Source organism: Longispora sp. NPDC051575 (genome assembly GCF_040681875.1).
In the GTDB taxonomy this organism is placed as follows: Bacteria; Actinomycetota; Actinomycetes; order Mycobacteriales; family Micromonosporaceae; genus Longispora.
Genome location: NZ_JBFAZP010000001.1, coordinates 892,775 through 910,541, shown reverse-complemented (window position 1 = coordinate 910,541; position 17,767 = coordinate 892,775). Strand labels below are relative to the sequence as shown.

General features: G+C 74.0%; 18 protein-coding genes. 8 read left to right on the top strand and 10 right to left on the bottom strand.

What is annotated here, in order from left to right:
• The first annotated feature begins 15 nt into the window (after positions 1-15).
• A complete protein-coding gene (locus AB0M43_RS03875) occupies positions 16-1,623 on the top strand; it encodes a WG repeat-containing protein (protein ID WP_363720875.1) in 1,608 nt (535 codons plus the stop codon).
• Between the two features lie 340 nt (positions 1,624-1,963).
• On the opposite strand, the gene AB0M43_RS03870 is transcribed toward AB0M43_RS03875, so the two are convergent.
• Together AB0M43_RS03870 and AB0M43_RS03865 are read right to left on the bottom strand one after the other, a co-directional pair.
• Positions 1,964-2,527, bottom strand: a complete 564-nt coding sequence (locus AB0M43_RS03870) for a hypothetical protein (RefSeq protein WP_363720873.1) — start codon at positions 2,525-2,527, stop codon at positions 1,964-1,966.
• A gap of 96 nt (positions 2,528-2,623) precedes the next feature.
• Entirely contained in the window at positions 2,624-3,592 is a 969-nt protein-coding gene (locus AB0M43_RS03865; protein ID WP_363720871.1) for an AraC family transcriptional regulator, read from the bottom strand.
• 136 nt (positions 3,593-3,728) lie between these two features.
• Here AB0M43_RS03865 and AB0M43_RS03860 point away from each other — a divergent pair, with 136 nt between their 5' ends.
• From AB0M43_RS03860 to AB0M43_RS03850, 3 genes are all read left to right on the top strand, one after another.
• Positions 3,729-4,544 (top strand): NmrA family NAD(P)-binding protein, encoded by an 816-nt coding sequence (locus tag AB0M43_RS03860; protein ID WP_363720869.1) that lies wholly within the window; start codon positions 3,729-3,731, stop codon positions 4,542-4,544.
• Between the two features lie 188 nt (positions 4,545-4,732).
• Positions 4,733-5,140: a VOC family protein gene (locus tag AB0M43_RS03855; RefSeq protein WP_363720868.1), complete on the top strand. Its 408-nt coding sequence runs from the start codon at positions 4,733-4,735 to the stop codon at positions 5,138-5,140.
• Between the two features lie 232 nt (positions 5,141-5,372).
• Positions 5,373-6,389, top strand: a complete 1,017-nt coding sequence (locus AB0M43_RS03850) for a carcinine hydrolase/isopenicillin-N N-acyltransferase family protein (RefSeq protein WP_363720866.1) — start codon at positions 5,373-5,375, stop codon at positions 6,387-6,389.
• A 234-nt stretch (positions 6,390-6,623) separates the two neighbouring features.
• Here the strand turns inward: AB0M43_RS03850 and AB0M43_RS03845 are convergent, their stop codons facing one another.
• A complete protein-coding gene (locus AB0M43_RS03845) occupies positions 6,624-7,610 on the bottom strand; it encodes a serine hydrolase (protein ID WP_363720864.1) in 987 nt (328 codons plus the stop codon).
• 357 nt (positions 7,611-7,967) lie between these two features.
• Between AB0M43_RS03845 and AB0M43_RS03840 the strand changes: the two genes are divergently transcribed.
• The gene (locus tag AB0M43_RS03840; RefSeq protein WP_363720862.1) at positions 7,968-8,099 is read left to right on the top strand and encodes a hypothetical protein; all 132 of its coding nucleotides are present in this window, start codon (positions 7,968-7,970) and stop codon (positions 8,097-8,099) included.
• Between the two features lie 849 nt (positions 8,100-8,948).
• Here the strand turns inward: AB0M43_RS03840 and AB0M43_RS03835 are convergent.
• Both AB0M43_RS03835 and AB0M43_RS03830 read right to left on the bottom strand, forming a co-directional pair.
• Positions 8,949-9,965 (bottom strand): hypothetical protein, encoded by a 1,017-nt coding sequence (locus tag AB0M43_RS03835; protein ID WP_363720860.1) that lies wholly within the window; start codon positions 9,963-9,965, stop codon positions 8,949-8,951.
• On the bottom strand, positions 9,962-10,309 hold the full coding sequence (locus AB0M43_RS03830; RefSeq protein ID WP_363720858.1) for a helix-turn-helix transcriptional regulator: 348 nt from the start codon (positions 10,307-10,309) through the stop codon (positions 9,962-9,964). The genes AB0M43_RS03835 and AB0M43_RS03830 overlap by 4 nt, the downstream gene beginning before the upstream one ends.
• A 661-nt stretch (positions 10,310-10,970) precedes the next feature.
• Here AB0M43_RS03830 and AB0M43_RS03825 point away from each other — a divergent pair.
• Positions 10,971-11,846 (top strand): SMP-30/gluconolactonase/LRE family protein, encoded by an 876-nt coding sequence (locus tag AB0M43_RS03825; protein ID WP_363720856.1) that lies wholly within the window; start codon positions 10,971-10,973, stop codon positions 11,844-11,846.
• 106 nt (positions 11,847-11,952) lie between these two features.
• On the opposite strand, the gene AB0M43_RS03820 is transcribed toward AB0M43_RS03825, so the two are convergent.
• Together AB0M43_RS03820 and AB0M43_RS03815 are read right to left on the bottom strand one after the other, a co-directional pair.
• A complete protein-coding gene (locus tag AB0M43_RS03820; protein ID WP_363720854.1) occupies positions 11,953-12,258 on the bottom strand; it encodes a hypothetical protein in 306 nt (101 codons plus the stop codon).
• 231 nt (positions 12,259-12,489) lie between these two features.
• On the bottom strand, positions 12,490-12,741 hold the full coding sequence (locus AB0M43_RS03815) for a hypothetical protein (protein WP_363720853.1): 252 nt from the start codon (positions 12,739-12,741) through the stop codon (positions 12,490-12,492).
• Positions 12,742-13,091: 350 nt separating this feature from the next.
• Between AB0M43_RS03815 and AB0M43_RS03810 the strand changes: the two genes are divergently transcribed.
• Positions 13,092-13,661 carry a TMEM165/GDT1 family protein gene (locus AB0M43_RS03810; RefSeq protein ID WP_363720851.1) on the top strand — a complete coding sequence of 190 codons (570 nt, stop codon included), beginning with the start codon at positions 13,092-13,094 and terminating at the stop codon, positions 13,659-13,661.
• Positions 13,662-13,959: 298 nt separating this feature from the next.
• Here the strand turns inward: AB0M43_RS03810 and AB0M43_RS03805 are convergent, their stop codons facing one another.
• From AB0M43_RS03805 to AB0M43_RS03795, 3 genes are all read right to left on the bottom strand, one after another.
• Positions 13,960-15,132, bottom strand: a complete 1,173-nt coding sequence (locus tag AB0M43_RS03805; protein ID WP_363720849.1) for an alanine--tRNA ligase-related protein — start codon at positions 15,130-15,132, stop codon at positions 13,960-13,962.
• 325 nt (positions 15,133-15,457) lie between these two features.
• Positions 15,458-16,033: a hypothetical protein gene (locus AB0M43_RS03800; RefSeq protein ID WP_363720847.1), complete on the bottom strand. Its 576-nt coding sequence runs from the start codon at positions 16,031-16,033 to the stop codon at positions 15,458-15,460.
• Positions 16,034-16,290: 257 nt separating this feature from the next.
• Positions 16,291-16,632: a hypothetical protein gene (locus AB0M43_RS03795; protein ID WP_363720845.1), complete on the bottom strand. Its 342-nt coding sequence runs from the start codon at positions 16,630-16,632 to the stop codon at positions 16,291-16,293.
• A gap of 84 nt (positions 16,633-16,716) precedes the next feature.
• On the opposite strand from AB0M43_RS03795, the gene AB0M43_RS03790 reads away from it, so the two are divergent.
• Positions 16,717-17,721, top strand: a complete 1,005-nt coding sequence (locus tag AB0M43_RS03790; protein WP_363720843.1) for a LysR family transcriptional regulator — start codon at positions 16,717-16,719, stop codon at positions 17,719-17,721.
• Positions 17,722-17,767: the final 46 nt, after the last annotated feature.

The following is a 17,767-nucleotide window of genomic DNA, read 5'->3' as shown; positions in this document are numbered from 1 at the left end:
CGTACAGTGTCGGGCGTGCATCCTCGTGTCCTGTGCGTGCCCGGTCCCGCCGGCGACCGGCACGGCCTGATCGACCCCGCCGGCCGGCTGCTGCGCGCCCCCGACCTGCTGGCGGTGGGCACCTTCGAGTCCGACGGCGCCGGCGGCTGGGTGGCCCCGGCGCAGGCACTCGACGGCCGGTGGGGCTACCTCGGCTCGGACGGCCGGTGGCTCGTGGAGCCCACCCTGCTGGACGCGATGCGCCTGGCCGAGGGATTCGCCAGGTTCCAGACCGACTCCGGCTGGGGGTTCGTCGACGGGCGGGGCACCGTGGCGGTCGCGCCGACGTACCCCGAGGTCGGGTACTTCAGCGAGGGCCTCGCGGCCGTGCGCACGGGCGACGCGTTCGGCTACGTCGACCCGACGGGCGCCACGGTGGTCGAGGGGCCGTTCCACCGGGCCGACGCGTTCACGTCGGGCCTGGCCGCGGTGCGGACCGGCGCGCGGTCCCCGGTCGGCTTCGTCGACCGCTCGGGCACGACGGTGATCGGGCCGAGGTTCCAACAGGCGCACCCCTTCTCCGCCGACGGCGCCGCCCCGGTGCGGCTCGACGGCCGGTGGGGCCTGATCGACCGGGCCGGCGACTGGATCGTCGAGCCCCGGTTCGAGGCCATGGAACCGTTCAACGAGGACGGTCTCGCGTTCTGCTCCGAACCGGACTCCTGGGAGAACGGCCACCGCTACCTCGACTCCACCGGCGCGGCCGTGGTGGTCGGCCGGCGGCACCTGTCCAACACGATGACCTGCGGCCTGGCCCGCGACGACCTGACGGGGCTCGGCTTCGTCGGCCGGTCCCGGATCGCCGGCCCGTTCGCGTGGGCGGACGACTTCGACCGGTGCGGGGCGGCCGTGGCGCTGTCCGGGGACCGGTGGGGGGTGCTCCGGGCCGACGGGACGTTCCTGCCGTCCGGGCTCCGCGAACCGGGTACGGAGGACGGCGGCTGGGTGCTGGGTTTCGACGCGGGCCAGGGTCTCGCGCCGTTCCTCGACGACCACGGCCACTGGGTGTACCTGGACACCCACGCCAGCCCGGTCGCCCGCCTGGAGGTCTCCGCCGGCCGGGCCCGGCTCACCGACCCCGGCGGCGCGACCCTGTGGACGGGCGACCCGCCGGCCGGGGTGTTCCGCGTGCCGCCGGTGCTGTTCGACAAGGGGCCCGGCGACCTGGACGACCTGCGCGGCGACGTGGTCGCGGTAGCCGAGGACCTGCTGGCCGCCGAGCCCGGGCCCGTCCCGTCCTACACCCCGCAGGACGGCGGCGCCCCGGACCCGTCGGAGATCGAGGGCTCCCTCGGCGCGGCACTCCAACTGGCCGGCGACCACGTCGACGAGGACCAGTACGGCGAGTACCACTTCCTGGCCGAGCGGCGCGGGGCCGCGTTCGGGGCGCTCCTCGCGGGCTGGGAGGAGCGGCTGACGGCGCGGTACGGGACGCCGGAGGTGGACACCGTGTGCCTGCACCACTCCGACGACACCAGCACCCGGGTGTGGACGACCGGGGGGCGGCGCCTGGTCCTGGAACTGTGCGTGTACTACGGCGACGGGGACTTCCAGCACGAGGTGTGGCTGGCGGCGCTCGCATGACCTCCCGGGCCGGGGCCGGGTCCCTCCTCGACACCCGAACTTGTGGCCAGACGACCGCGGGTAGGGGCCGAATTCCTGAGAGGAGTGCCGTGTCGCAGGAGGAGAGAGACGCCCGCCTGGGCCTGACCGGCCTGACGCCGGAGCGGCGCCGGCAGCGGATCGAGGAGCTCGAACGCCAGATCGCCGAGTCGACGGCGGTGGCGCGGGCGGCGTTGGACCGGGCCCGCTCGGAGCGCGGCGGCAGACGGGCCGCCGGACCCGGCCGCCGGGTAGCGGTCAGGGCGGTCAGGCGGGCGCACACCGTCGGTGACGACGCCACGGCTTCCCTGGCGCGGGCCGCTCAACCCGTCCGGTTCAGGGTGCCCTCCGAACGGGACACGCCCGGAGCCGCGTCGGTGAGGTACAGCAGCGTGCCGTTCGCCTGGAGCCGGAACCGCAGCTGGGCGACCGCGACACATCTCCCGTTGTTGCGGACGATGTTCTCGGTCACGTCCAGCTCCTCCTCGCTCGCGGCGGTCACCGTCAGGCTCCCCGAACAGGGCAGCCCCGGATACTCCGAGGTCCCGGCCACCTTCCCGAGTTCGATCACGCCGAGCTTGAGGACCACCTGGTACGCGGGGTTGTCATCGGCCTGCTTCACCGACCCGCTCCACGTGCCCTCGTAGCCCTGGAGAGGTCTCGGTGGCGCGCTCAGCAGGACCTGCACGTCCGGGGAGGGCGCGACCGCACGCGCCTCGGACGTCGCGCGGGTCGGGCCGTCGCCCCGCCGGTCACTGACGTCATGGAAGGGGCCGATGCCGGACAGGGCGCAGACGCCCAAGGTCAGGGCGGTCATCGCCGCCGCGAGGATGCCGCCGGCCATGACACGCTGATCCCGGGTCCATCGCCGCATCGTCTCGCCCACAGCCTCACCTGGTATCGACCGCTGGCCGGCAGCCGCGCGGTGCGTCCGTCCATTGTAGTCTGACGCACGGGCGCCCCGGCCGTCCAACCGGAGAGGTCAACCCGATGTCGGGGCGGGCTGGTGGCGGGCGCTGCCGGGCGGTACCCCGAAGGAGCGTTTGAAGGCTCTGCAGAACGCCGCCTCGGACTGGTAGCCGAACCGGTGCGCGACCGCCGACAGCGGCTCCGTGGACTGCCGCAGGTGGGTGCGGGCGAGCTGCATGCGCCACTCCGCCAGGTACCGCATCGCCGGCTCGCCCACCAGCTCCGTGAACCGCGCCGCGAACGCCGACCGGGACATCCCCGCCTCCCGGGCCAGCGCCGCGACCGTCCACGACAGCCCGGCGGAGCGGTGCATCGAGGACAGCGCCCGACCGATCTGCGGGTCCCGCAACGCGGCCAGCCAGCCCTGCCGGGCCTCGGGCGCCGAGTCGAGCCAGGACCGGATCGCCTGGATGGCCAGGATGTCGGCGAGCCGGGTGATCACCGCCTCCCCGCCGGGACGCAGCGTCAGGGCCTCCCGGGTGATGAACCGCAGCGTGCTGTGCAGCCAACTGGCGTCGTCCTCGTCCCACGTGTCCACGTGCAGCACCGCCGGGAGCTGGGCGACGAGCCGCTGGGCGGTCACGTGGTCGAACGTCATCGCCCCGTAGGTGATGTGGGTGAACTCCCCGCCGCCGCCGTGCCGCATGATCTCGTACCACTCGCTGACGTGCTCCACCGGCAGGTCGAACAGCGGCAGGGTGGCCGCGTCGGGGGCGCTGCGCATCCGGTGCGGGGTGCCGTGCGGGATCAGCGCCAGGCTGCCCTGCCGCAGCAGGAGCGGTTCCGCGCCGTCGACGTCCAGCCAGCACGCGCCCGCCGTGACGATCTGGAACGTCATCAGCCCGGGGAGGGTCGGCACGGCCACGCCCCAGGGGGCGGTGAGTTCGGCCCGGCAGTACAGCGTGCCGGTGAGGTGGAGCAGGTGCAGCGCCTCACCGAGGAGGTCGGCGGGCGGCGGGACCGTACGGGGAGCACCGGGCATGGCAGCCATCGTGACACCCGTCGTCCCGGTGCGTCCACGATCCTGGACGAACGGCAAAGGAACCCGGATTCCTGAGTATTGAGAGTCCAGGTCGGGCCCACCAGGCTGGACTCCATCACCTACTGAAGGAGTTCCCATGCGACCCACCCTCGTCATCGGTTCCACCGGCAAGGTCGGCCGGCGCGTCCTGGACCTGCTCGCCGAACGGGGCCTGCCGACCCGGGCCGGTTCCCGGCGCTCCGACCCCGCCTTCGACTGGGACCACCCCGGGACCTGGGCGGACGCGCTGGCGGGCGTCGGCAACCTCTGCGTCTCCTACTACCCCGACCTCGCCGCCCCCGGCGCGCCGGCCGCCATCGAGGCCCTCACCGCCGCGGCCGTCGAGGCGGGCGTCGGGCGGTTCGTGCTGCTGTCCGGGCGCGGCGAACACAACGCCCAGCTCTGCGAGCGGATCGTCCAGGGGTCCGGGCTGGACCACACCCTGCTGCGGGCCAGCTGGTTCGCGCAGAACTTCAGCGAGGGACACCTGCTGGAGCCGGTACTCGGGGGCGTGGTCGCGCTGCCGGCCGGCCAGGTGGCCGAGCCGTTCGTGGACGTCGACGACATCGCCGAGGTCGCCCTCGCCGCGCTGACCGACGACCGGCACTCCGGCAGGCTGTACGAACTCACCGGACCGCGCCTGCTGACCTTCGCCGAGGCCGCCGCCGAGATCTCCGCCGCCGCCGGGCGCGAGGTCGCCTACGTCCCGGTGACCGCCGGGGAGTTCCGGGCGGCGCTCACCGAGGTCGCGGGATCCGAGTACGCCGACCTGCTCACCGGGCTGTGCGCCGAGGTGCTCGACGGGCGCAACGCGTCGGTGGCGCACGGCGTGCGGGAGGCGCTCGGCCGTGAGCCCCGTGAGTTCGGGGACTTCTGCCGGGCGGCGGCGGGGACCGGGGTGTGGAAGGGCTGAGAGGGGTACCCGGCTGGGGGGTGGCGGTTCGGCTCGGGGCGGGCGCCCGGGATCCGCGTGTTGGGCGTCCGGGATCCGTGTCCGGGGTGGGCGGGCGGGCGCCCCGGATCCGTGTCAGGGTGGGCGTGTGGTCTGGACGGTGCCCGCGTCCCGGGTGGGGCGCGGGGCCTCGACGAAAGGCGGTACCCGTGTCGGAAGCGACCTTCTCCGGGATCCACCACCTCGCGCTGAACGTGCGCGACCTCGACGCCTCCGTGCGCTGGTACTCCGAGGTCCTGGACTTCGCGCCCTGGTTCCCGTGGGACACCGACGGCTTCGACCGCCGGCTGATGCGCCACCCGAGCGGGGTGGTGATCGCCCTGACCCGGCACCGGCACCCGGAGGCCGGCACGGTGTTCAGCGAGCACCGCACCGGCCTCGACCATCTGGCGTTCGGGGTGGACACCGTGGCGGAACTGGAGGCGTGGGCCGAGCGGCTGACCGACGCCGGGGTCACGCACTCCGGTATCGCGGTCACGCCGTCCACCGGCTTCACGCTGATCGCGTTCCGGGACCCGGACGACATCCAGCTGGAGCTGTATCTCTCCGCCCGCTGAGGGGCGGCTCCACAGTGGGCGGGGCGGGGTGTCCCGAGGTGTTGTGCCGAGGGGCCGGGGGATGCCGTGCCGGGGCCTCGGGCGTTGTGCCGAGGGGGCCGTGCCGAGGGGCCGTGCCGGGGGCCTCGCCCGCCGTGCCGGGGGCGCCCCCGGGCGTCGTGCCGAGGGGTGCCCCGGGGCACCCTGCCGAACGGCACTCCCACCCCGGGCGGGTCCGCGATACCGTCGAGGCATGCGTATCGTGCTGGCGGGTCTCCTGGTGCTGGTCCTCGGTGGGTGCACGGCGGCCCCCGCCGGGACCGCCGCCCCCGGGCGCGGGTCAGCGCCGACCACGGTGTCGGCGTCCCGGCAGACCGCGGCCGAGGCCGACGCCACCCTCGCGAGCCTGCGCAAGGTCGACGACCTCCCGCTCTACGAGATGAGCTACGTCGGCGACTACGACGAGCTGGCCGGCGTGCCCATGGTCCCGACGGCCAGCCCGTTCGGCTGCTCGCTCTTCGTGGCCTCCGGCGGCCCGGCCCCCGTCTTCGGCCGCAACTTCGACTGGGACCCGCACGCCGCCATGGTCCTGCACACCGCACCCCCGGACGGGTACGCGGCGGTGTCCGTCGTGGACCTGTCCTACCTCGGGGTCGCGAAGGGCGACGACCTGACCACCGCCCCGAAGACCCGCCGCGAACTGCTCAACGCCCCGCTGCTGCCCTTCGACGGGCTGAACGAGCGGGGCCTCGCGGTGGGCCTGGCCGCCGACGACTCCGGCCGGGCGGGGAAGAACCCGGCCCTGCCGACCGTCGGGGGCGTGCGGATCCAGCGGATCATCCTGGACCGCGCGGCGACCGTGGACCAGGCGGTGGAGCTGCTGGGCAGATACAACCTCGACTTCACCGACGGGCCGGCGCTGCACTACCTGCTCGCGGACTCCTCCGGCGCCTCGGCCGTGGTGGAGTTCGTGGACGGCCGGATGGAGGTCCTCCGGGGCGGCCCGCCGTGGCAGGCGCTCACCAACATCCGGCTGACCGGCGCGGACGAGGCGACCCGCCGCGCCGACCGACGGTACGAGACCCTCCGGGCCCGGCTCACCCGCGCCGGGGGAGTGCTGACGCCCGACGCCGCGCTGGGGCTGCTCCGCGACGTGGCCCAGTCGCACACCCGCTGGTCGGTCACCTACCAGCTGGACAGCCACGACGTGCGGGTCACCACCGCCGGCCGATGGGAGAAGGTGCACACCTTCCAGCTACGGCGACCCTAGAACGGTGCCGCCGTCCTGGAACAGAGTGGCGTCCCTGGAGCGGCGGTGCCCCGTTGTGGAACGGCGCGGCGGCCCTGGAGCGGCGGTGCTGCGGTCGTGGACAGCGCGGCGACTCTGGGGCGGCGGTGCGGCAGTTGTGGAACAGAGTGACGTCCCTGGGGCGGCGGTGGTGCAGTCCTGGAACAGCGCGACGGCCCCGGACGAAGCGCGGTGGCTCGGGCCGATGCGGCGGCCCTAGGCCAGTGCGGGGAGTAGCACCTGCCCCAGGACGGTCATCGGGGTGCGCCACTGCTCCGGCTGGTCGTAGTTGCCGGCGGTGACGGCCACGGACAGGTCCAGCTCGGGTAGGACGAACAGGCGCTGGCCGCCGTTGCCGAACCCGGCGACCATCCGGAGCCCGTCGACGGACTCCAGATACCAGTGGTATCCGTACCGGCCGCCCCAGTCGGTCTCCAGGCGGGGCCGGAGCATCGCGTCGAGCCAGTCGGCGGGTACCACCGGGCGACCGTCCCACGCGCCGCCGGCCAGCACCAGCTCGCCGATCCGGGCCAGGGCCCGCGGCGTGAGACGCAGCCCCGACGCGGCGGAGGCCACACCGTCCGCGCCCGCCATCCACTCCACGTCGTCGATGCCCAGCGGGGAGAAGAGCACGGCCCTCGCGTACTCCGGCAGCGACCGGCCGGTGCCCTCCGCGATCAGGTGCCCGAGCAGGGCCGTCGCGCCGCCGCAGTAGGTCCACCGGGTGCCCGGGGGCTCGACGACCGGCAGCTCCAGCACGTACCGGTAGCGGTCCGGTGCCAGCTCCATCGCGATCTCGGCGTTGGCCGGGCTGTCGTAGGGCGGGTCCTCGTTCCACTCCAGACCGAGCGACATCGTCAGCGCGTGCTCGACGGTGAGCCGGGCGCGCGCGGGATCGGCCGCCAGCTCCGGATAACGCGGGAACGACCGCAGCAGCGGCTCGTCCGGCCCGGGGACCAGGCCCTCGCCGAGCGCGATCCCGTACACCAGGGCGGTGACGCTCTTGGTGACCGACCGGAGGTCGTGCCGCCGCCCGGCGTCGAACGCCAGCTCACCCAGCGCGTCGCCCCACCGGAAGTCCTCGCCGACCCCGTAGTGCTCCAGGACCGTCCGGCCGCCGCGCACCGCCACCACGGCGTGCAGACCGGGCAGCTCACCGGCTCGGGCCAACTCGGCGAGACGATCGCCGGGGGAAGTCGTCACGGGCACTCCTTCGACAGGGATCCCGTTTCTACCAGGAATTTCGGGGCGCCGTCCACGCGGGCGGTGCGCGACGGGCTCGGCCGCGAAGGCGACGGCCGGGTGCGACCGGCCCGTGCGGCGGCGCACTCGGGCACGGCCGTCTCGGAGATGTCCGGTCCGGGCTGTGTCCGGCTGGAGCACATCCGGTCCGGGCTACGTGGGGCTCGGGTACACCCGGCTCGGGTACTTCCCGCCTGGGCGCGTCCGACCTGGGCGTGTTCGGCCTGGGCAGGTAGCGGATCGTAGGCCCCTAGGTAGGGCTAGCCTGGACGGCGGACGGCGGCGCGGGATCGGGCGCAAAATGTGGGGGTGCACGGGATGAGCAGAGCCAGGGCGTTCATACGTCGACACGCCGTGCTGCTGGGGGTCGTCGTCGTGGCGGCGTGGATCGTGGCCATCGTGGTGATGATCATCGGGAATCCAGTGCCGGGCGGGGGCAGCCCGGTCTGACCGCACCCGCGACGGGGGCGGGGTGGGCGCCGTGGTCACGCCGGAGGGCCCGCCGTGCGTCACCCGGGGGTGACACCCGGTCGGGCAGTCGACGGTGCAACTGGTCGGTCGCCCGGCCCAGCCTGTCGGCCAAGGCCCAACTCGATGGCTCACCGCGTCACGGTGCCAACGGTCCAGCGTGTTGGTTGACCAGGGCTCGGCCACGCCCAGTTCCACGAACTCCAGGCCCTCGCGATCGGTCGACAGGGCGGGCCGCGCGACGGGGTCTGGCAGAGGGGAGCTCATGGTCGCCGCCTGCTCGGCGGCCTACCGCCCCATGGTGCCAACGGTGCAGTGTGTTGGTTGAGCAGGGCTCGGCCACGCCCAGTTCCACGAACTCCGGGCTCTCACGATCGGTCGACGGGGCGGGCCGCGCGACGGGGTCTGGCAGAGAGGAACTCATGGTCGCCGCCCTGCTCGTTGGCCTACCGCCTCACGGTGGCAACGGTGCAGCGTGTTGGTAGACGAGGATCCGGCTCGGCGACCTACGGCAACGGTCCAGTTCGCAGGTCTACCGCCCCGCCTGGAATTCGGTCCGGACCGCTACCCGCCTGTCAGCAGGTCCTGGCCTCCTACCCGTCTGTCAGTCGGTCCGGATCGCCGGCCCGTCCGGCGGCACCTGTTCGACGTGTTGACACCCGAGCAGGTCGAGCAGTTGGCGACGATCAGTGAGGCGGTCCTGGGGAGGCTGGACGGGGCCGTCGAACCTGCGGTTTCGGTGGTCCGGGAGCCGCTACTCAGGTCTGCCACCCCGTGCCGGTGGCCCATGGTGCAGCTTCCCGGCCACCGGCCCGCCCGGTGGCCGGAAGGCTAGGCGGTCGGTCGGGGGGCGACGCGCTCCGAGCGGTACACCAGGAACACGCTCGTGGCCAGGACCAGCAACGGCCCGACGACCAGCAGCACCCAGTGCCCCGGCCCCCACAGCAGGGCCGTCGGGAGGATCCCGCCGAACGGCCGGTCCGACCCGACCTGCGCGGCAGCCCACAACGTGACCGCCGGCGCGCACAGTGCCAGCGCCCTGCGGCGGACGGGCGGCGGCAGGATCGCCGCCATCCACACGGTGAGCGCCAGGACGAGGGTGCCCGAGGACGCCGCCTCGGCGCGGAACCACCGCTCGTCCAGCCCCACGAACTCGCCGGACTGGATCACGGTGACCACGCCCACCGTGGTCAGTGCCGGCACGACCAGCGGCGCGAACGCGAGCAGCGCCCCGGCCGCCGCGCACAACGCCACCCCCCGTCGGCGAAGCGTGGCGACGCCCCGGCGCGCGCCGCCCGGGACGCTCAGCGCCACCGCGACGATCGCGGTCAGGCCGACCGGCCAGGCCAGGGCCAGGGGCGGCAGGTCCGGTGGGGCCTGGCGCACCACGAGCGAGACCAGCTCGCCCAGCGCCGCCGCCCACGCCCCGGCCGCCGCCAGTCGCCGGCTGCGGAACAGCACCGCGACGACGATCGCCGCCCAGAACGCCACCCGGAGCCAGTGGATGGCCGGCAGGGCGGGCAATGGGTGGCCCACCATGATGGCCCAGCCCCCGGACATGCTGAACGGGCGCAGTTGCCTGCCGAGCATCAGCATCGCGGCCAGCACGCCCACCGCCGCCAGGGCGTCGCCCCACCAGGTGTCGGGCGTCCCTGACCTGGGCTGCCGCAGTCGCCGCCACCCTGCGGACCACACGAGGCTCATGGTCTCGCCGAGGGCGGGGAACCGCCGGTCCGGGGTCGAACCGGCGAGCAGGACGCCGAGCATCTCGTCCTCGTACGCGGCCCGGTAGTCCGCCGGGTACAGCGCGAGCAGCCGGCGGTAGCGACCCTCGAGGGCCGCGCTCATGCCGCACCCGCCCCGAACGTCAGCCCGACCTGCCGCAGCCGCTGTCCCGCGGCGTCGGCGTGCCGGCGGAGTCGCGCGGTCTCGGCGACGAGGCGTTGGGCGCCCGCGCCGGTCAGCCGGTAGTACCGGCGGAGGCGGGACTGCACGATCTCCTCGCGCTCCACCTCGATGAGTCCGTCCGAACGGAGCCGGTCCAGCACGGCGTAGAGCGTGCCGGTGTGCAGCTTGACCTGGCCGTCGGAGATGCGCAGCACGTCCTCGATCACGCCGTAGCCGTGCTGGGGCTCGGCGGCCAGCGCGGTGAGGATGAGGAACGCGGGTTCCCGCAGGGGTCCGTCTGTCATGCACCCAAGCATATACGCGTTCGCTACGTATGCAACCAACGCGGCTATGGAATTGCCCGAGGGGCCCTCGGGCGTGATGCCGGCCCACCCGGGACACTTCGCGTCGACGCCGGTGCGTGGGCCAGGCGACGTGGGCCGGGTGGGGCTGGCTTGTGCTGAGGAGCCCTGCCGCGAGCCCCGGCCGGCATCGGGCCCGCAGGTTCACTTACCCGGCGGCCCGGCAGCCAAGTGGCCCGGCTGTTCAGCGGTCCGGTAGTCCGTCGGCCCAGCGGCCCTGTCGCCCGGCAGTCTGACTGCCAAGGGGCCAAGCGGTCCCGTAGCCTGTCGGGCCAGGTAGCCCGGCGGCCCGGCGGTCGACGGCCAGTTTGCCCGGCGGCTCGGGAACCCGGCAGCCAAGTGGCCCGTCGACCCGTTGGGCCAGGTAGACCCGTAGCCCGTCGGCCGGGCAACTCGACAGCCCAGTGGCCCGGCGGTCCGGCAGCCCGGCGGGCCAGCGGTCTCGCAGCCCGTCGGGCCAGGCAGCCCGGCGGCCCCGCCCGCCACGGGCAGTCAGGCCCCCCGCCCGACACCGCGTCCACGCCCCCATGTCGCCCCGATGGGAACCGGCGACCGTCCGTATTTCGGCCGTGTCGCCCGCCGACGGTGACTAGGCTCGGTGGTCATGATCACGGAGTACACAGTGCCTGGTGGGGCGGTCTTCCCCGAGGGGATCGCCGGGGACCCCGACGGGAGCACGTTCTATGTGTCCAGCTCGCGGGACGGCACGATCTTCCGGGGCCGGATCGACGCGCCCGAGCTGGAGGTCTGGCAGCCGGCGGGGGCCGACGGTCGTACGAGCGCGCTCGGCATGACCGTGGACGACTCCGGGCGGCTGCTGGTCTGCGGTTCGGAGACCGGGTACCTGTTCGGCTACGACACGGCCACCGGGGCGCTGGTGGACCGGGTCCGGGTGCCGACGGACGCCGGTACCCTGCTCAACGACGTGTGTGTCGTCGGGGCCCACGCCTACGTCACGGACTCCCAGCGGCCCGTGGTGTGGCGGTGCGCGCTCGGGGACCGGGTCGGCGAGCCCGAGGAGTGGGTCGACCTGGGCGACGCGGACCGGACGCCGTTCCTGAACGGGATCGTCGCCGTGCACGACGGCGCGACCCTGCTGGTGGCCGCGCAGGGTACCGAGGTGCTGTGGCGGGTGGATGTGGCGACCCGGGCGGCCGAACGGGTGGACCTGGGCGGGCTCGCCCTGTCCGCCGACGGGATGGTGCTGGTCGACGGCCTGTTGTACACGTGCGACAACGTGGAGGAGCCCGACGGTGCGGTCCGGTTCTTCCTGAGCGCGTTCCGGTTGGCGGACGACGCGCGCGGCGGGGAACTGGTCGGCCGGCTGGAACGGCCGGCGGCGGACACCCCGACGACGGTGGCGTACCTGGAAGGCCGGTTCTACCTGGTGAACTCCCAGCTGATGGCGGACCGGTCCGGCAGGGCCGGCCCGCCGTTCACGGTCAGCGCGGTGTCCCCGGACGAGGCCGCCGCGCCCTGACCTCGACCGCAGGGCACGGGACGGGGCCGAACCGCCCTGACATGGACCGCAGGGCACGGGACGGGGCCGAACCGCCCGGCGCCACCGTGCCCGGAGACCGTGGGGACTAACGCCGGCGGGTGGTGCGCGGCGCCGGCGGTTGCGGCGGGCGGCTGTACGTCGTCTGCTTGACGGTCGTCGTCACTCCGCCCCGGCCGGGCGGGGTGGGGGTGACCGTCGGGTAGGTCGGCGACGGCGTGGGCGACGGCGTGCCGACCACGGTGGACGTCGGATAGGTCGGCACGGCGGTGTACGTCTCGGTGTAGCCCTCGGGCACCGACACCGGCTGCCTGGTCGACGGCGCGGGATCGGCGCCGCAGCCGGCCAGGGTCAGGACGGCTCCGGCGAGGAGAACGAGGCGCCACGCGGTCATGCACACTCCAGATCATCGGGGGTACGTGCCCTGATGATCGCCGACCCGCGCAAGTGCCCGGTCCGCCGCGCCCGCGGACCGATCGGCCAGCCCCGCCCGGTCATTGGTCGCGCGTGAGACCGCCCCGGTCACGGATGGCGCCCGGGGGCAGCCCGGCCCTGCGGCCAACTCGCCGCCCGGGCCATCGGAATCGCATGCCGGCCAGGTTCCGGCCGTCGTCTCCGGCCAGGCCTAGGAACCGTCCCCGTGGACCTCACCGTGCACGACGCACAACGCGACCGCTCCGGAACTGACCGACACCCGCACGGTCTCCGGCGCCGCGCCGGTGACCCGCAGATAGTTCTCCAGCACCCCGGCGGCCAGGCGTCGGGGGTGGGCGTCCCCGGTGGTCAGGGAGCTGTAGGCCGGGCGCCACAGCCGGTACTCCGACGGCACTCCGCGCCTGACCTCGGCGAGTTCGCAGCGCTCGATCGTGTAGTACATGACGCCTCCCGCGCGACGAATGTCGACTGCTGCCCTGGGAACGGTCCGTATTGGGAATGTTACACAGTGAGGCAAGGCCTGACCGCCCCGCTGAACGGGGGGAATCCGCGCAGAAGGGTCCGGAGTGTGATCCGTCCCGCGCGGGCTGGGGAACCGCGCGCCGTACCCGGTAGGGTCGGTCCAGCGAAGGGGAGTAGCCCCCACACGTGCGGTCGACATACTGGCGGATCCTCGCCCGGTCGCACGGCCCGGTCGGTGACCGGGTGGGCGAGACCTTCGACTCAGGCAGTTCGCTGCCGGGTCGGAGTCTCGCGTGTCTCCGGTCCGGTCGACCGGAAGGAACCCTCCACGTGTTCACCGCCCTCGCCCTGTCCTTCGGCGCGATCTTCCTCGCCGAGATGGGCGACAAGAGTCAACTGACCGCGATGGCGTTCGCCGCCCGGTACCGGGCCTGGCCCGTGCTCGGCGCGATCGCCGCCGCCACCGCCTGCGTGCACGCCGTCTCCGTCGGGGTCGGCTACGGCCTCGGCCTGGCCCTGCCCACGGCGTGGATCTCGCTGGCCGGCGGCCTGGCGTTCCTCGGGTTCGCGGCCTGGTCGCTGCGCCCGGAGCCCGAGGGCGAGGAGGAGGCCCGGCCGTTGGGCCGCCGGGTGCTGCTGGGCGTGGCCACCACGTTCTTCCTGTCCGAGCTGGGCGACAAGACGATGCTGGCCTCCCTGACCCTCGCGGCGGGCGAGAACCCGGTGGCCGTGTGGGCGGGGGCCACGGCCGGCATGATCACGGCGGACGGCCTGGCGATCCTCATCGGGTACCACCTGGGCCGCCGCCTGCCGCAACGCACCATCCAACTCGGTGCGGCGGTCCTGTTCGCGGTCTTCGGCACGGTCCTCCTGATCCGCGCGGCCAACGCCCTCCTCTGACCCCGAACCCCTTTTTCCGGGTACGCCGCCTGGCAGCCCCGGACCGCCCGCACACCTCCGGGCCGCCCTGCCCGGGCACGGCGCCGGGGCAGGGCGGCCCGAACGGGAACCCCCACCCAGGGCCGCCCGGGCCGCCCGCCCCGGCCCGGCGACCCGTTCCCGGGGCGACGCGCGGCAGCGGTCCGTCCGGCACCCGCGACCGGGGCGACCCCTGCGGCCCACCCGGGTCCGGCCACCGCCACCGGGGCACCCCGCACGCCCGCCCCGTCCGGCACCCGCGACCGGGGCGGTCCGTGGCCTACTCCAGCTCCGACAGCAGCCCCGTCACCAGCTCGCGGGGCAGCCCGTGCGTGTCGTGCAGGTAGCGGAAGTCCTCCTCCCGCAGCGGCCCGCGCCTCCGCTGCCGGTCCACCACGGGCCGCCCCCTGCGGAGCAGCTCCCGGAACCGACGCTCCTCGTCGAGCAGTACCCCTCGGACGGGTCCTATCCCCACCTCCTGCCCGAAGTGGTCGAGGGTGTGGCCGATCAGCGTGTCCGGCAGGTCCGACAGCGTTCGGGACCCGTCACCGCGCCACAGCCGGGTGAGCACCCGGCGCACGAGCCGGCGGAGCACGTACCCCTGGCCGGTGTTCGACGGCCGGATCCCGTCGCCGAGCACCACGATGCCGGAGCGCAGGTGGTCGCAGACGATCCGCAGCGACTCCCCGTCGAGGTCCCAGAGCCGGGGGATCCGGGTCATCCACGGCTCGAACCCGTCGGACCCGTACACGGACCGGTGGCCCTGGAGCACGGTGACCATCCGTTCCAGGCCCATGCCGGTGTCCACGTTGCGCTGCACGAGGGGTTCGAGGCTGCCGTCGGGGTGCCGGCGGTACCGCATCATCACGTGGTTCCACACCTCCACCCAGCGCGGGTCGCCGGTCGGGGTGCCCTCCGGCGGGCCGTCCCCGGTCCACACGAAGATCTCGGAGTCCGGCCCGCACGGACCGGTCGGCCCGTTGGACCACCAGTTGTCGTCCCGGGTCAGTTCGACGGGCACCCCGAGGTCCGTCCAGGTGGCGAGGGACCCGGTGTCGGGGCCGACCTGGTCGTCGCCGCCGAACACGGTGACGTGCATCCGCCCCGGGTCGACGCCGAACCCGTACCGGAGCAGGTCGTGGCCCCAGCGCAGGCTCGTCGGGCCGTCGTAGTCGCCGAGCGACCAGGAGCCGAGCATCTCGAAGACGGTCAGGTGGGTGTCGTCGCCCACCTCGTCGAGGTCCGTGGTGCGCAGGCAGCGTTGCACGTTGACCAGCCGGGTACCGCCGGGATGCGGGCGGCCCTCCAGGTACGGGGTGAGCGGGTGCATCCCCGACGTCGTGAACAGGACGGGGTCGCCGGGCGGCGGGCGCAGGCTGCTGCCGGTGAGGCGGTGGTGGCCGTGCTCGCGGTAGTACCCGATGAAGGTGTCGAGGGTTTCCTGGGTGTCCATGGCGGTGGGCCTTCCGGTGGCGGGGCAGCCGGAAGTGACCGCTGGCACGGCCGTGAACAGGTCAGGGGGCGCCGGCGAACCGCTTCCGGTCGCCGGGGATGGGGAGGGTCAGGCAGCGACGACCGACGAGCTGGTAGCTCGTGCGGCCGCGGTGACGTGACTTCTCATCCCCCGACTGTACGGCGGCGCCCCGCCACCCGCCGAGTGATTTCCCCGGCGGCCGTCATCCGCGTCGACGCCGGACCACGGGGCGCGACGCATGCCCCTGGACCAAGCGGTGCCCCTGGACCAAGCGGTGCCCTTGGATCGGGCGGTGCCCCGCAGGTCAGGCGTTGGCGGCGATCAGCGCCAGCACATCCTTGAGCATCTTGGTCACCCGGTCCGCCGGCAGCTTGCTGCCCTGGGCCAGGACGACGTCGACCAGCTGCCCCTTCACCTGCACGCCCCCGGCCGCCTGCACCGACTCCGTCGGGATCGCCATGCCCTTGCCGACCACGACGTAGGCCGCCTCGCCGACCCCGGACAGCGTCTCCGCCTTGCCGTCGATCGTGCCCTCCGCGCCGAGCTTCGAGCTCGCGATGCCGCCGCCCTGGTCCGCGGGCATGGCCTTGGTGATCCCGAAGGACGGCGCGCGCGGGTCGTCCTGGTCGAACTGGCAGCCGCCGCCCGGGGTCTCCTTCATCGTCACCGTGCCGCCGAGGATCGCGCCCACGTCGGCCACGGTCAGCACCTTGCACGGGTCGAACGCGGCGGCGGCCGGCGCGGTGGCGTCCGGGCCGGTCTTCGCGGACGCGTTGACCGTCGGGTCGCCCGCGGGGTCGCCCTCGCAGCCGGTCAGCGCCGGCAGGGCGAGCAGGCCGGCGGCGAGCACGGTCAGGAGGGAACGGCGGGAGGGGCGCATCGGGTCTCCAAGCGGTGAGAGGCCACCGCAGCCTCGGTCACCGGCGCACGCCTGTCAATGTCGCGGGGTCGGGCTTTGTCGGCTTTCGCGTGCGGATCCCGGTCCGGCTGTCGCATAGTCGACCGCGCGGTGGGCGAGGGGCCGGGGCCGGGCAGCGCGACGGCTTCCGGGGCGGGTCGCGTCAGGCCGACCACGCGGCACCGGCCCGGAAGCCGTCGTCGCCCGGCCGGTGAGGGGTGGTCGGCCGGGTGGGTGGGTCAGTCGAGGACGTACAGGGTCCAGCGGGTGGGGGAGGTGGCGCGGAGTTCGTACACCGTGCCGGGGCGGAGGGTGACCCGGCCGTGCGGGGCCGTGGGCAGCGCGCCGACCGGCAGTCCGGCGCGGCGCAGCCGGTAGGTCCGGCCCGGGGTGAACCACTCGCCACCGGTCACGGCCCAGTCGACGCCGTCGTGCTCGATCCGGTAGGTCTCGCCCGCGGTCATCCAGTACACGAATGCCCCACCACCGTCCAGACGCAGACAACTGACCCGAAACCGATCGGCGGCGCTCAGGGTGGCGAGCGTACCGAGGGCGGTAGCGGTGAGTTGGGCGATGGGCATGGCGAGCCTCCTATGTAATGACTAGGTCAGGGTGCCACGTCGCCTACGTTCTGTGATATCCCGATCGGGTATAACGTTGATCTTATGGAGCTGGATCTTCGGCACCTTCGGGTGTTGTGCCAGGTCGCAGAGTCCGGGAGCGTCTCCCGGGCTGCCGTCGCGCTGGGGGTTTCCCAGCCCGCGCTCACCGCCAAACTCGGCCGGATCGAAACGGCCCTGGGGGGCAGGCTCTTCGAGCGCGGGCCACAGGGCGTGGAGCCGACCGCACTCGGACGGTTCGTGCTGAAGAGGGCGCGGGGCATCCTGTCCGAGATGGGGGAGCTCGTCGCCGGCGGCCGTCCCGGGAACGTCGGCGCGCTGCGGCTCGGCGCCCTGCGCAGCAGTTTCATCGGTACGCTGCTCGTCCGGCTCCAGCGCGACCTCCCCGGCCGCGACGTCACGACCCGGGTCGACTCCTCCGGCACCGTCGTCGCCCAGCTGCTCGCCAACGACCTCGCCGACGTGGTGGTGATCGGCGCGCACAAGGGCCACCTGCCGGCCTGCCCGCCCGGCGTCCTCGAACGGATCATCGTCGACCCCGAGCCGCTGTACGTGGTGCTGGCCGCCGACCACCGGATGGCCTGCCTCGACATGATCGAACTGGCCGACCTCGCCAAGGACTGGTGGATCGGGCCGCCCGGCGGGGACGACGGCACCCTGGCGGTGTTCCGGGAGGCGTGCGAGACGGCGGGGTTCTCGCCCCGGCTGCGGTACACGAGCCTGGAGGCGATGGACGCCGAGCAGCTGGTCGCCACGGGACAGGGCGCGATGATGTGCGCGCCGACGTACCCGGGCCGGCGCGAGGTCGTCGTCCTGCCGCTGGCCGGCCAGCCGCTCCAGGGCCACCGGGTGCTCCGCTGGCGGCCGGACGCCGTGTCGGCCGCCGAGGTGGACGTGATCCACCGCGCGACCATCGACGTGTACTCCGACGCGCTGCGCCGCAACACCACCACCCTGCCCTGGTGGGAACGTCACCCGGAGGCGCACCCGGTGATGTGGCCCCCGGACTCCCCGGTGGCCCCGGCCCCGGACCAGCGGCGCGCGTCCTGACACGGTGGGGGGCGGGCACCCGGGGATGCCCGCCCCCTGTTCAGCG